Source organism: Actinomadura oligospora ATCC 43269, from assembly GCF_000518265.1.
Taxonomy (GTDB): domain Bacteria; phylum Actinomycetota; class Actinomycetes; order Streptosporangiales; family Streptosporangiaceae; genus Spirillospora; species Spirillospora oligospora.
The window spans coordinates 1-13,748 of the sequence record NZ_KI912412.1; the positions used below are offsets into that span (position 1 = coordinate 1).

10 protein-coding genes are annotated in these 13,748 nt (G+C 70.9%); 4 read left to right on the top strand and 6 right to left on the bottom strand.

Going from position 1 to position 13,748, the window contains the following annotated elements; all coding sequences use genetic code 11:
• Positions 1–388: 388 nt before the first annotated feature.
• The 3 genes from P696_RS51370 to P696_RS0140140 all read right to left on the bottom strand — a co-directional run bounded on the left by P696_RS51370 (position 389) and on the right by P696_RS0140140 (position 3,785).
• Entirely contained in the window at positions 389–1,588 is a 1,200-nt protein-coding gene (locus P696_RS51370; RefSeq protein WP_051468977.1) for an FAD-dependent oxidoreductase, read from the bottom strand.
• Between the two features lie 163 nt (positions 1,589–1,751).
• Complete coding sequence (locus tag P696_RS51375) at positions 1,752–2,150, bottom strand: spore-associated protein A (protein WP_211245996.1); 399 nt, start codon at positions 2,148–2,150, stop codon at positions 1,752–1,754.
• 153 nt (positions 2,151–2,303) lie between these two features.
• On the bottom strand, positions 2,304–3,785 hold the full coding sequence (locus P696_RS0140140) for a carotenoid oxygenase family protein (RefSeq protein WP_026416740.1): 1,482 nt from the start codon (positions 3,783–3,785) through the stop codon (positions 2,304–2,306).
• 53 nt (positions 3,786–3,838) lie between these two features.
• Here P696_RS0140140 and P696_RS0140145 point away from each other — a divergent pair, with 53 nt between their 5' ends.
• The 4 genes from P696_RS0140145 to P696_RS0140160 all read left to right on the top strand — a co-directional run bounded on the left by P696_RS0140145 (position 3,839) and on the right by P696_RS0140160 (position 8,555).
• Positions 3,839–4,546: a TetR-like C-terminal domain-containing protein gene (locus tag P696_RS0140145; RefSeq protein WP_084338989.1), complete on the top strand. Its 708-nt coding sequence runs from the start codon at positions 3,839–3,841 to the stop codon at positions 4,544–4,546.
• A 183-nt stretch (positions 4,547–4,729) separates the two neighbouring features.
• Complete coding sequence (locus P696_RS51380) at positions 4,730–7,426, top strand: PQQ-dependent sugar dehydrogenase (protein ID WP_170026729.1); 2,697 nt, start codon at positions 4,730–4,732, stop codon at positions 7,424–7,426.
• A gap of 10 nt (positions 7,427–7,436) precedes the next feature.
• The gene (locus P696_RS51385; protein WP_051468984.1) at positions 7,437–8,264 is read left to right on the top strand and encodes a phosphotransferase family protein; all 828 of its coding nucleotides are present in this window, start codon (positions 7,437–7,439) and stop codon (positions 8,262–8,264) included.
• A 51-nt stretch (positions 8,265–8,315) separates the two neighbouring features.
• Positions 8,316–8,555: a TFIIB-type zinc ribbon-containing protein gene (locus P696_RS0140160; RefSeq protein WP_026416742.1), complete on the top strand. Its 240-nt coding sequence runs from the start codon at positions 8,316–8,318 to the stop codon at positions 8,553–8,555.
• A 135-nt stretch (positions 8,556–8,690) separates the two neighbouring features.
• On the opposite strand, the gene P696_RS0140165 is transcribed toward P696_RS0140160, so the two are convergent.
• From P696_RS0140165 to P696_RS53480, 3 genes are all read right to left on the bottom strand, one after another.
• Positions 8,691–11,222 (bottom strand): polynucleotide kinase-phosphatase, encoded by a 2,532-nt coding sequence (locus P696_RS0140165; RefSeq protein ID WP_026416743.1) that lies wholly within the window; start codon positions 11,220–11,222, stop codon positions 8,691–8,693.
• Positions 11,219–12,649, bottom strand: a complete 1,431-nt coding sequence (locus P696_RS0140170; protein WP_026416744.1) for a 3' terminal RNA ribose 2'-O-methyltransferase Hen1 — start codon at positions 12,647–12,649, stop codon at positions 11,219–11,221. The genes P696_RS0140165 and P696_RS0140170 overlap by 4 nt, the downstream gene beginning before the upstream one ends.
• A gap of 164 nt (positions 12,650–12,813) precedes the next feature.
• Positions 12,814–13,740, bottom strand: a complete 927-nt coding sequence (locus tag P696_RS53480) for a DUF3152 domain-containing protein (RefSeq protein WP_051468986.1) — start codon at positions 13,738–13,740, stop codon at positions 12,814–12,816.
• Positions 13,741–13,748: the final 8 nt, after the last annotated feature.

Consider the following 13,748-nt stretch of genomic DNA (forward strand, 5'->3'; position numbering starts at 1 on the left):
TGGCCTGATCTATAAAGGCACTGGCTTTTAACACGCTGTTGAGTTCTCAAGAAACGGACACCCACGCGCTCCGTCCGCGTTTTCCGCGGCTTTCGCTCCGTGGCGACTCGCTTACTTTATCAGTTCCGTCCGGCTTGTCAATTCCCGGCCGATTCTGATTCCGCAGTTCCCGCCCGCTTTCGCGGCCGTTCCCTGCAGCACTTCTATTTCACCAGATCCGCGCCGATTCGCAAAATCGAGCTTTTCCGGAGCCATCAGGACACGCGGACACGACGGATCGGATCCGCATAATCGTTGATGGTCGCGCACACCGGGCCGGCCACCGCTCAGCGGCGTCCTGCATCCCTCAAGGCGCGAGGAAGTACGTTACCTACTTGTTCCGCAGGAGTCAAGTCGCGGACGCGCGGACGACATGGAGGGCGGCTGGGGGCCGGGAGACGGCCAGGGCGCTCAGCTCGTCGTGGCGGCGGTGGCTGAGGCTTCGAAGCAGTGTTCCCAGCACGGCGTTTCCGGTGTTGGCGGGGGCCAGGGACGTCAGGTTGAGCATCGGGAGGCTGTGTCCGAGGGCGGCCGGTCCGGTGAGGCGGATGGCGTCGCGGGCCAGGGCTCCGGCCAGGACGGCTCGGCGACGGCGGTTCCGCTCGTAGGTGCGTAGGGCCTTGCTCAGGTCGGATCGTCCTGCGAGCTCGGTCATCAGGACGGCCACGTCCTCCAGGCCCTGGTTGAGGCCGTGGGCCATGACCGGGGGCATGCCGTGTGCGGCGTCGCCGACGAGGGTGCAGGGTCCTCGGCCCCACACGCGCGGGATGTGGTGCCTGGTGTGGGGGAAGAGTTCCAGGTCGTCGTCGGTCAGGGCTTCGAGGAGGTCCGAGATCGGGGCGGCGAAGCCCCTGTGGTGCTTGCGGAGTTCGGCGAGGGGGTTGGCGGGAGTGGTGGCGCCGGATGCCCAGGGGACGTTGAAGAAGAAGGCGAGCATGCCGTCGCCCGCGCCCATCAAGCCGCAGTCGCGGGTGCGGTCGAGCATCATCGTCATGCGCGTCCCGGGGGCGAAGGGGGCGGGGATGAGGCCCTGCCAGGTCGCCATGCCGGTCGGACGTGCGGGGGTGGCGTCGACCAGGCGCGCGCGCACGCGTGAGTGGACGCCGTCCGCGCCTATGAGGAGGTCGGCGCTGTGCTGGGCGCCGTCCGTGGTGGTGACGGTGACGCCGTGCGGTGTGTGGGTGAGGCCGGCGAAGTTCGCGTTGAATTCGATGGGGATGCCGGACGCGAGCTGGCGTAGGAGGGCGCGGCGTGGAATGACGACGGCGGGGGCTCCGGCTTCGTGGGCGATGCCGGTGAGGTCGCAGTTCAGGACCGTCCTGCCGGTGGGGGTGCGGAGGTCGACCCCGGTGATGGGCTGTCCGGCGGTTTCGGGGTGGACGCCCAGGACGGACAGGACGGCGTTGCCGAACGGCCACACGGTGACGGCGCCCCCGCGCGTGCGCAGGGCGGGGGCCTGTTCCAGGACGGTGACCTCGTGACCCGCGGCGAGGAGTCCGCGCGCGGTCGCGAGGCCGACGAGTCCGGCCCCGATGACAAGAGCGTGCACCGTTGCACCTCCGACGATGAGTAGTACTACCTGTTGTAGTACATGCGCGGGCCGAGGTACAGACCCAAGTCGTCGGAGGCGGGTCGCGCCGAGGGCCCCGAGGCGGGTGGAGTCCGCCTCGGGGCCCTGGTGTTTCCCCTGGATGGTCCGGGGGTCAGCGGGCTCAGCCGCAGTGCGACCAGCCGCTGTACCAGTACTGGTAGTTCGTGCCGCCGCCCCAGATGACGCACTTGCCGGCGGCGCTGGCGTAGGTGGGTCCGGCGTAGGTCGTGTAGTTGTCGATGTCGGTGATCGCGTTGGCACCCTGGACCTGCAGGTAGGTCCCGGTGCGCGTGGAACTGCCGACGTCCTTGGTCTTGATGGTGACGACGCAGTTCTTGCCCGAGCCCGAGCTGTAGGCCAGGTAGACGGTCGAGCCGTTCAGGGCCTTGGAGTCGACGACGGAGTACCCGGATCCGCAGATGGCGGATGCGGAGGCCGCCGAGGCCGGCGCGGCGGCGAGGGCGCCGAGGCCTGTGGTGGCGGCCGCGGCGGTGAGGGATAGGACGGCGATGCGCTTCACGATCACTCCTTCCGGACACCGGCCCCTGCCGACGTCCGAAATGATCTTCATCTGCGCCCGCCGACCTGCGGGTGAACCCCAAATGATCTTGTAGTGGCGGGCGGCCCGGCGCGGGGTGACTGACGGGCCGTCCGACCTCGGGGCCCGGCGGTGTCAGGGGGTTGCGGGCATCCAGTTGCCGTGGAAGCCGCTGGGGATGCGGGCGGGGAGGTGGACGGCGCCGGTCTGTTCCAGGGTCGCGGCGTCCAGGAAGACCAGGTCGCTGCGGTCGGTGGTGGTGTCGAGGACGTAGCCCATGAGGACGCCGTCGTCCTCGGCGGACGCGTCGGAGGACGGGACGAAGGAGAACTCGCTCGCGATCCGGTTCGGGCCGAGACGGTGGACCTCGGTCTTGCGGTTCAGGAGGTCGTGCTTGAGGACGGCGTCCGGCTCGAAGACGGCGAGGTCGACGCGTTCGCCTTCGCCGAAGTCGGATCCGGCGATGTCGATGCCCACGCCATAGCCGTAGCGGTAGGGGCGTCCCACGAGGCGTTCGTCGTGGCGGGGGAACTCCTGGGGACGGTCGTCGAGGCGTTCGGTGCTGACGCGCCCGGTCGTCCGGTCGAGGGTCCAGCGGTCCAGGCTGGGGGCGCCTTCGCCGGGGATGCTGCCGGTGGCGAACATGCGCGGGTGGCGGATGACGTCCAGGACGACCGTTTCGCCGTCCTCGTAGGCGTTGAGCGGGTGGAAGACGTAGCACGGGTCGATGTCGAACCAGCGGATGTCACTGGCGCGTCCTTCGCGCGGGAGCAGGCCGACGCGGGCGGGGTAGGCGGGGTTCCAGGAGTACGGGAGGCCAGGGGGGCCGCCGCGGCGGGAGCGGATGGCGGCGGCGACGACCGGCTCGGGCAGGGTGCGGCGGCCGATGACACGGGACAGCAGGGACGTCACGGGTCCGGCGAGGGCGGACGGCACCCCGGCGGCGGCCTGGCGGGGGTCGAAGGTGACCGGCAGGTCGTACAGGACGACGTAGTGCTCGGTCAGGGAGAAGTCGTGCATCATCGGGCTGCCGTTGACCTGGACGTCCACGACCTTGCGGATGCGCCCGGACGTGCCGAGGACGGTGTACCGGACCTTGTCGCCCCAGCCGAAGAAGTACGAGACGGCGTGCAGTTCGCCGGTGGCGGGGTCGCGGTGCGGGTGGGCGGTGTACCCGCCGGGGAGCGTGCCGTCGAAGTCGCAGGGGCCGACGGTCTCCAGTTCGTCGGTGAGTTCGTAGGGGCGGCAACCGGCCTCGACGAGCGCGAAGGTGCGTCCGGCGTGGGCGAGGACGTTGGTGTTGACCGCGTAGTCCATGCCCGCGTGCGCGCGTCCGGGGCGGGGGCGCTCCCCCATCTGGCGGGCCAGGTCGGCGTGACGGACCCAGCGGTTGCGGTACCACTCGGCGCGGCCGTCGCGTAGGCGGACGCCGTGGACCATGCCGTCGCCGGTGAACAGGTGGTACGTCGCCGGATCGGGCGCGGCGAAGGGGTTGGGGCCGATGCGCGCGTACCGGCCGTCGAGGTGGGCGGGGATCTCGCCGGTGGTCTGCAGTTCGGTGACCGTCAGCTCCTCGTGCACGGGCGCGTACTGGCCGTCCAGGATTCCGTTCGTCATCTTGTCTGCCCTCCGCTGCGAAATAACGCTGTTATATGGGATATAACGCTGTTATGAGCGAGGCGTCAACGGCTGCGGCGAAACCGGCATCGACGAAGGGCGGCGGAGCGAGCGCGGGCGTGGGCCCGGCCGGTGCGGCGGCGGATGTGCGGACGCGGTTGCTGGAGGCGGCGGCGCGGCTGCTGGCCGAGGAGGGGCCCAAGGCGCTGACGGCACGCCGCCTGGCCGCCGAGGTCGGGGCGTCCACGATGGTCGTGTACACGCACTTCGGCGGGATGCCGGACCTGGTGCGGGCCGTCGTGGACGAGGGGTTCGAGCGGCTGGCGGCGATGCTGGCGGAGGTGCCGCCCAGCGATGACCCGCTCGCCGACCTCGCGCGCCTGGCCGTCGCCTACCGCGCGAACGCGTTGGCGAACCCGCATCTCTACTCGGTGATGTTCGGGGGCGTCGTGCTCGGCACGCTCTGCGAGGACGACGAGGAGATCCGTAGCGGACGGTTCACGGAGGGGGCGGGCACGTTCGGCGTCCTAGTGGAGACGACAGGGCGGGCGATGCTGGCCGGACGGCTTCCGGGGGCGGGCACCGCCGATCCGGCCGACGTGTCCGCGCAGCTCTGGAGCGCCCTGCACGGGTACGTGATGCTCGAACTGGGCGGACACTTCACGCCCGCGGACGAGGAGACGGTCTTCGTTCCGCTGCTTCGGACCTTGGCGGTCGGGCTTGGCGCCGCCGTCCCGGACGTGTGGACGGCCAGCAGCTGACGGCCGACCTCGGGCGACGCCATGCGGGTGGCGTTGTCGTGTGAAGGCACGCGGTGGTTGACGGTTTGCCCACTCTGGCCACGTTCGGTCCCGGTCTCCACATGAATGCGGTTTTCGTTCATCGTTCCCTGCTACAGCTGCGGATCATGCGGTTCCGCACCTGGGCTCGGGAGGGGTGCGGCCGTGAGCGAAGGGGCTGGGGCCCGGCGGACGCGGCGGCGTCCGGTGGCCTTGCTGGTGGCGGTGGTCCTGGGGGCGGCCCTGCTGACGGGGGCTTCGTTGATGCGCGCGGGCGCGGCGCGGGCGGCGTTGCCGGGCGGGTTCCGGCAGCAGACCGTCCTGTCAGGGCTGACGGCGCCGACGGCGGTGCGGTTCTCACCGGACGGGCGGGTGTTCGTGGCGGAGAAGAGCGGCATCGTGAAGATGTTCCAGTCGCTCACCGACACGAACCCGGTCGTGTACGCGGACCTGCGGCAGCAGGTGTTCAACGGGTGGGACCGCGGGTTGCTCGGGCTCGCGCTGCACCCGAACTTCCCTACGGATCCGCGGGTGTACGTGATGTACACGTACAACGGCGAGTTGGGCGGGGCGTATCCGAGGTGGCCGTCCGCGAACGGTAGCGACGACCAGTGTCCGGACCCGCCGGGTGCGAACAAGGACGGCTGCGTGGCTGCGGGCCGGATCTCGGTGCTGACGCCGCCCGTTCAGGCCGCGGGCGCGCTCGCGCCGCGCGCGGACAAGGGCCCGGCCACCGAGACGGTGCTGCTTGAGGACTGGTGCCAGCAGTTCCCGAGCCACACGGTCGGGACGCTCCAGTTCGGTGCGGACGGCATGCTCTACGCGGGTGCGGGAGATGCCGCGTCCTACACGTATGCCGACTACGGGCAGACCAAGAATCCCTGTGGTGACGCTCCTGGAAAGCGGGGCGAGAACCTGAAGGCGCCGACGGCGGAGGGCGGGTCTCTGCGTGCGCAGGATGTGAACACTCCGGCCGACCCGACGACCCTGGACGGTTCGATCATCCGCATCGATCCGGACACGGGGAGGCCCGCGCCCGGAAACCCCGCGACGACCGGGGACGAGAACGCCAGGCGGATCATCGCGCACGGGTTCCGGAATCCTTACCGCTTCACGATCCGTCCGGGGACGAGCGAGGTGTGGGCGGGCGACGTCGGGCTCAGCACGTGGGAGGAGATCGACCGGATCCCGGCCTTGCCCGCGAAGGCCGCCAACTTCGGATGGCCCTGCTACGAGGGGGCGGGGCATTACGCCGGTTACGAAGCCATCGGCCTCACCATGTGTCAGAAGCTCTATGCGGCCGGTGCGTCCGCTGTGGTCACGCCGTATTTCACCTACAAGCACTCCGCCAAGGTCGTGCCCAACGAGACGTGCGGGACGGGCAGTTCGGCCCTCAGCGGGACGGCGTTCTACACGGGGAGCGCGTACCCGCAGCGGTACCAGGGAGCGCTGTTCTTCGCCGACTACGCGCGCGAGTGCGTGTGGGCCATGCGCGCGGGCGCGAACGGCCTGCCGGATCCGAAGAGTGTTGAGACGTTCGACGCGTCCCCTGGCGGCATCGTCGATCTGGAGGCGGGGCCGAACGGCGACCTGTTCGGCGTGGACGTGCTCGCCGGACGGGTCGTCCGGTGGGTGTACGAGGGGGCCAACAACCCGCCGGTCGCCACGATCAAATCCAACGTGGTGAGTGGGAAGCTGCCCCTGAACGTGCGGTTCGACGCGTCGTCCTCGTCCGACGTGGACGGCGACCTGCCGTTCGCGTACGACTGGGACCTCGACGGCGACGGTGTTTACGGGGACTCGCACGACGCCCAGCCGTCCTTCGTCTACGAGCAGGCGCGCGCGTACGACGTCGGGTTGAAAGTGACCGACTCACGCGGTGCGACCGACACGGCGATCCTGCGGATCACGGCCGGGTCCACGCCGCCGGTCGCGAAGATCACGACGCCCGCGTCCGGGCTGACGTGGCAGGTCGGCACCCGCGTCCCGTTCACCGGGACGGCGGCCGACGCGGAGGACGGGACGCTGACCGGCAGGGCGCTGAACTGGCAGATCATCATTCATCACTGCCCGAGCAACTGCCACACCCACGAGATCACCGCGCAGGACGGGACGTCCGGGTCGTTCGTCGCGCCCGATCACGAGTACCCGTCCTGGATCGAGCTGCGGCTGACCGCGACCGACGCGTCCGGGCTGACCGACACCCGGAGCGTGGAGCTGCATCCGAGGACGGCGAAACTGACGCTGGCGAGCAGTCCGGCGGGCATCCCGCTGACCCAGGGGCAGCGCACCGGGAACGCGCCGTTCAGCGGGACGGTGATCAAGGGCTCGGTGGTCTCGGTCGCGGCGCCGACGGCGACGCAGATCGTCGGCGGGAACGCGTACGAGTTCGTGGGGTGGTCCGACAAGGGCGGGTCCGCGCACAACGTGACCGTCGGGCAGGACATGACGCTGACCGCCACGTACCGGCTCAAGGCGAACCTCGCGCTGAAGCGTCCGGTGACGGCGTCCAGTGTCGAGCAGTCCGGGTACCCGGCGCGGAGCGGAGTGGACGGCAACCGGAAGACGCGGTGGTCGAGCAAGCGGACCGACCCGCAGTGGTTCCGGGTGGACCTGGGCTCGGTGCGGCAGGTCGGGTACGTGTTGCTGCGCTGGGAGTCGGCGTACGCGACGGCGTTCCAGATCCAGGTGTCCAAGGACGGGCGGGCGTGGACGACCGTCCACGCGCGCACGAACGGGAACGGTGGCGTGGACTTCGTTCCGTTCACACCCGTGCAGGCGCGCTACGTCCGGACGGTCGGGACGAAGCGGGCGACCAAGTACGGGTACTCGCTGTGGGAGATGGAGGTCTTCAACAGGTGATACTTGCGTGGTGTCCGCGCAAGTCATCTATGACCGGAATGATGTTCTGGTGGTCCGGGCCCGGGACGTGGTCGCCAAGGCGCACCGTCCCGGACGGGCCGTCGGGCCCGAGTTCGCCCGCCGCGTCGAGATCGCCGCGTCCCTGCCCGAACTGTTCAACGCGCCGTTGGGACCGCCGCTCGACGTTGAGGGCCGGACGGTCACGCTAGAGCGCTACGGGACGCCCGTCGATCCGTTCGATCCGCCCTGGGAGGACGCCGGGCGCTTGTTGGCTGCGCTGCATGCCGTCCCTGTGCCTGCTGATACGCCGTCGTTCGGCCGTCCTACGCGGGTGGCTCGTGCCGTGTCTCGCCTGGGGGACGGCGAGGCGGCCGACGCGGTTCGGCGCGCGTTCACCGGGCTGCCCGCGTGGGTGCGCGGGGACGCGCCCGTCCCTGGGGTGAAGGACGAGCGGCTGCTGCACGGCGACTTTCACCTGGGCCAGCTCGTGCGCGCGGGCGAAGGTGGCACGTGGCGGTTCATCGACGTGGAGGACATCGGACGCGGCGACCCGGTGTGGGACCTCGCACGCCTGGCCGCGCTGTTCGCGGTGGGGATCCTGGCGCCGGACGCCTGGGGACGCTTCCTGCGCGCGTACCGGATAGCGGGTGGAGTGGCCGTCCCCCCTGATGAGGGGTCGGAGTGGACGGTGCTGGACATGCCGTCGCGCGCCCTGGTGGTGCAGATCGCGGCGACGTCGCTCCGGCTGGCGGCTGAGCAGGACAGGGATCTGGCTCCGGAGGAAACCGGGCTCGTGGGTGCGTGCGTCAGAATCGCAGAGCTGCCCGCTCTGCCTTAGATTTACCCTTTGATTACGTTGAACAGCTGGACCGGAAGGACGACATAGGCGATGCACTGCCCCAAGTGTCACGGCTTCATGCGCACGTACAACCGCAGCGGCGTCCAGATCGAGCAGTGCGACAACTGCCGTGGCGTCTTCCTCGACTACGGCGAGCTGGAGGCCCTCGGCCGTATGGAGTCCGGCTACCACGCCGCGCCGCCGCCCGCCCCGGGCTGGGGACACCACGGCGGGCACCACGGCCACCACGGTCACCACGGCGGCCTGTTCCACGCGCTCTTCACGACCTGACCGACCTGATCGGCGCCTCGCACGCGCCGAACGCGAGACGGCCCGCACCTGTCCGGTGCGGGCCGTTCCCGTTCGATCGCCCGGTCGTCGCGGGCCCACCGCCCGCTTGAGCCCAGGCGCGGCTGAGAGCGCTTCTCAGAGCCTCGGGTCCACCGGCTCGGACTCGAGGGCCAGGACGGCGAACACGGCCTGGTGGACGCGCCACAGCGGCTCGCCGGCGGTGAGCCGGTCGAGGGCGGCGAGCCCGAGCGCGTGCTCGCGCATCGCGAGCGACCGCTTGCGCCCCATCGAGCGGGCACGGAGCCGGTCCAGGTGGTCGGTGTAGTCGGGGCCGTAGATGATCCGCAGGTACTCGCGCCCGCGTACCTTCAGCCCCGGCTGCACCTTGCGCTCCGGCGGGAGCGGGCCGAGCGGCTTCACGACCATCCCTTCGCCGCCGTCCGCCGTGAGCCGCTCCCACCAGGACGTCGCGTCCGCCTCGGACGCGGGGTCGGCGAGGTCCACGATCCGCGTCGCGGTGCTCCGCACGAGTCCCGACTCGTCGGCTGCGGCGAGGCGGTCGGCCATGGACATGTGCCAGTCGTGCGCGCGGGTCGTCGCGAGCGTCTCCCCCTCGGCGGCGAGGAGCTGGAACGGCGCGATCCGCAGGTCGCCGACACCGTCCACGTCCCAGCAGTAACGCGCGAACGCGTCGCGGAAGCGGGCCGCGTTGGCGGCGCGGTGTTCGGTGCGTTCCCGCAGGTCCGCGATGTCTAGCCCGCGCGCGTGCGCTTGGGCGAGGGCCGTGGACGCGGCCGGGAGCGCGGCCCGCGCGGCGGCGGCGGTCGCGGCGTACTGCGTGCGGATCAGCTCCATCGCCTTCGCCGACCAGGGCAGCAGCTCGCAGTCCAGGACGAGCCAGTTGGTGTTCAGCTCGTCCCAGAGGCCCGCCTTGCCGATCGCGTCGCGCACGCGCGCGAGGACGGCGTCGGTGCGGGCCGCGTCCTTGAAGAAGGACCGTCCGGTGCGGGTGTAGAGCGCGCCCGTCGTACCGTCGTCCATGCGGAAGCGCGTCTCGGCCGTCTCCTTGTCGCGCGCGACCATGGCGATCGCGCGGGAGCCCATGTGCTTCTCCTCGCAGATCGCCTGGGTCAGCCCGAGGTCACGGTACGCGGCGAAGGCCTGCGCGGGGTGTTCCAGGTAGCCGGGCAGGGACGACGCGTCCGCTGGTGCCATCGTCGGCGGCAGGTACACCAGCCAGCGCGGGTCGACCGCGAACCGGCTCATCACCTCCAGCGCGGCGAGGGCGTTCTCCTGGCGGACGGAGACGCGTCCCATCAGCGTGGTCTCCACGCCGTGCGCGTCCATCACGTCCTCGATCTTCAGCAGGTCGTGGTCGCGGGACTCGTCCTTCAGCGGACGCGCGGGCTCGTACCAGACCTCGTGCGCGGGCGTCTGGACGAGCTGCTTCTCCGGGTAGCGAAGCGCGGTCAGCTTGCCGCCGAACACCGCGCCGGTGTCCAGGCAGATCGTGTTGTTGAGCCACTCGGCGTTCGGGACGGGCGTGTGGCCGTAGACGACCATCGCCTTGCCCCGGTAGTCGCGCGCCCACGGGTAGCGGACGGGCAGCCCGTACTCGTCGGTCTCCCCGGTGGTGTCGCCGTAGAGCGCGAACGAGCGGACGCGTCCGGACGCGCGGCCGTGGTACTCCTCCTTGAGTCCGGCGTGCGCGACGACGAGCTTCCCGCCGTCCAGGACGTAGTGGCTGATCAGGCCGTCCATGAACGTGCGCGCGCGTTCGCGGAACTCGTCCGGCTCGCGTGCGAGCTGCTCCAAGGACTCTGCCAGGCCGTGCGCGACCCGCACCTTACGGCCGTTGAGCGCGCGCACGAGCTTCTGTTCGTGGTTGCCGGAGACGCAGAGGGCGGTCCCGGCCTCGACCATGCCCATGACCAGGCGCAGGACACCCGGGGTGTCCGGACCGCGGTCGACGAGGTCACCGACGAAGACGGCGGTGCGGCCTTCGGGGTGGCTCGCGCCCACGGGACGTCCCTGATCGTCGCGGTCGACGGCGTAGCCGAGCTCGCCGAGCAGGTCCTCCAGCTCGGCGCGGCAGCCGTGGATGTCACCGACAATGTCGAACGGGCCGGTCAGCTCGCGCTTGTCGTTCCACGCCTTCTCGTACACGACCGTGGCCGCGTCGATCTCCTCAACGCCGTGCAGGACGTAGGAGCGCTTGAACTCGCGCCCCTGGAGCGAGCGCAGGCCGCGCCGCAGCTCGCGTCCCTGCCGCGGGATCACGTGGTCCCCGAAGTCGCGGTCGGGCCGCTCCTTGTTGCGCGCGGCGGCGAGGCTCTGTGGGACGTCCAGCACGATCGCCGCGGACATCACGTCGCAGTCCTTGGCGATCTGGATGAGCTGCTGGCGCGACCCGACCTGCACGTTCGTGGCGTCCACGACGGTCAGCAGGCCGCGCCGCAGCCGCGTCCGGACGATGTGGTGCAGCAGCGCGAACGCGTCGCCGCTGGCCGACTGGTCGTTCTCGTCGTCCGAGACCATGCCACGGCAGTGGTCGGACGAGACGACCTGCGTGGGCTTGAAGTGGCGGCGCGCGAAGTGCGACTTGCCCGATCCGGACACGCCGACGAGCACGACCAGCCCCATTTCGGGCAGCCGGATCTCGGTCATCGGGTGCTCTCCTCTCGGGTGAAGACGGCCATCTGGGTCGGCGCGCCCACGTCCGCGTCGTGGTCACCGACCGGGACGTACCGGACGCGGTAGCCGTTCCCGGCGGCCACCCGGTCGGCCCACGCGGCGAACTCGGCGCGCGTCCACTCGAAGCGGTGGTCGGGGTGCCGCATCGCGCCGTCCGCGAGGCCGTCGTAGCGGACGTTGTACTCGGCGTTCGGCGTCGTGACCACGACGGACGCCGGGCGCGCCGCGCCGAACACCACGCCCTCGACGGCCGCCAGGCGCGGCGGGTCGATGTGCTCGACGACCTCCATCAGGACGGCGGCGTCGTAGCCCTCGAACCGGCGGTCGGCGTAGGTCAGCGCGGACTGGAACACGCGCACGCGGGCGGGACGGCGCGGGTCGGACGGGTCGTCCGGCAGGCCGCGACGACGCATCATCTCGATCGCGCGGTACGACACGTCCACGCCGGTGACCTGCTCGAACGTCCGGTCGTCCTTGAGGCGCGCGAGCAGCTTGCCGGTGCCGCAGCCGAGGTCGAGCACCGTGCGCGCGTCCTGTTCGCGCAACGCGGCGAGGACGGCCTCGGCGCGCTGCTCCGCAAGCGAGACCTTCGGCTCCTCTTCCGGAGTCGCCGACGTGGTCTCCTCGTCGAGCGGCGCCTGGTCGAGAGCGTCCTCGGGGGCGTCGTCGGAGTCGGCCAGGCGGCCCAGGGCCGCGCGCACGAGGGGACGGCGGTTGGCGAGGTAGCGGCGGGTGATTCCGGAGCGGTCCGGGTGCGCCGCCAGCCACCCCTCCCCCGCGCGGATGAGCTTGTCCACCTCGTCCGGTGCGATCCAGTAGTGCTTCGCCTCGTCCAGCACCGGCAGCAGGACGTACAGCTGGTTGAGCGCGTCGGACAGCCGGACCTCGCCGGTCAGGGTCAGGCTCACGTAACGCGAGTCGCCCCAGCTGGGGAAGGCGGGGTCGAGCGGCACCGGAACGGCCTCGACGCGCCAGCCGAGAGGCGCGAAGTAGCGCTCGGCGCGTTCGGGCCCGCCGCGGCACGGTAGCGCGGGCAGCGAGATCTCCAGCGGGAGCGGAACGTCCGGAAGCTCGGGGCGCGCCTCGCAGCGTCCGCGCATCGCGGTGCGGAACACGCCCGCCATCGCGGACGCCAGCAGAGAAGACGCCGCGTACGGGCGGTCGTTCACGTACTGGCCGAGGGCGAAATCGGGGCTGTTCTTCCCGCGCGTGCGCACGAGCTTGACCGGGTCGACCTCCAACAGCAGCGCGGCGGTGCAGCGCGTGTCGTCGGCCTCTGGATAGAAGACGTGCGCGACGCCGGACGCCTGCTCGAACCGCTGCACCTTGTCGGGATGCTTGTGCAGCAGGAAGCCCAGGTCGGTCGCGGGCGCGCGGGTGGTCGTGATCGTCAGCAACACCCGCCCAGGATGCCCGAGTCGTCCGGTGCCGACCACCGGTTTAGCGGGCGTCCGGGCTGGTGGAAGGGCCGAGGGACGGACTCGGGCCAGGGGGCCTCAGCCCGTCACGGGATCTCCGGGCCCGTCACGGGATCTCCGGGCCCGTCACGGAGCCGCTGTTCCCGTCACGGAACCTCCGGGCCTGTCACGACCTTGCCCCTGCGGTCGTAGGGCCAGGCGTTCGGACGGCATCCGCCGAGTCCGCCGAGCTGCTGCATCATCACCGGCGCGGGCTTGTTCGCCCCCGGGCAGGACACCCGCTTCTGGTGCAGCATCCGCCCGACCTCGAAGTTCAGCATCTGCGCCCGGTACGAGCCGGTCTGTCCCTGGTAGTAGGTGGTGGTCAGCAGCCAGCGCCGGAGGTTCATCACGACCTCCTTGTCCGAGGCGCAGTTGCCGCGTCCGGCCGTCATGATCCCGGTGGGGGCGCACAGCTTGTCGGTGGTCTCCGGGGACGCGAGCCTGACCACGAAATCAACCTGCTGACCAGGGCCGACGCGCCTGAAGCCGTACTTTCCTCCGGCCGTCCAGCCTCGCCGGTCGGTGAGGATCCGGTCGACGAGGCGCGTGAAGGACGCGCTGCTCTGCTTCGTCCCGCCCTCGACCTCGACCGCGTAACGGCGCACCTTGCCATGGCCGGCCGTCAGGGTCTCACCCGACGCGCGCGTGAACCTGCCGGTGCCGTGGTCGGGGATGAACGGCTCGTGCGCCATGGGAACGGTCGGCGGGTCGGGCGGGACGTCCCCCGCGTGCGCGCCCATCGTCGGGACGACCTGCGGTTCGAGCTGCGGTTTGGGCGGCTTTCCGCCGGACACCATCGTCGCGGCGACCATCGCGCTGATGCCCGTCCCGGCGATCAGCACGAGCGCGCCGATGCCGAGGACGTAGGTGAACGTCCGGCCGCGGTCGGCTCCGGCGAAGTCACGGTCCAAATCCTTGGAGAGACGCTCGTCCAGAACCGGGCTGCCGACGCGTCCGGCCGGGTCGAACATGCCGTCCGCGGTGTATCCGCCCTGGGGCGGGTCGTCGTCGAAGAACCCGCCGCCGGGCATGTCGTCGG

Bases quoted from the DNA above. Each gene is read 5' to 3' on its own strand.
- P696_RS0140140 (WP_026416740.1), bottom strand. From the start codon at position 3,785: ATGACGAACGGAATCCTGGACGGCCAGTACGCGCCCGTGCACGAGGAG.
- P696_RS0140145 (WP_084338989.1), top strand. From the start codon at position 3,839: ATGAGCGAGGCGTCAACGGCTGCGGCGAAACCGGCATCGACGAAGGGC.
- P696_RS0140160 (WP_026416742.1), top strand. From the start codon at position 8,316: ATGCACTGCCCCAAGTGTCACGGCTTCATGCGCACGTACAACCGCAGC.
- P696_RS0140165 (WP_026416743.1), bottom strand. From the start codon at position 11,222: ATGACCGAGATCCGGCTGCCCGAAATGGGGCTGGTCGTGCTCGTCGGC.
- P696_RS53480 (WP_051468986.1), bottom strand. From the start codon at position 13,740: ATGCCCGGCGGCGGGTTCTTCGACGACGACCCGCCCCAGGGCGGATAC.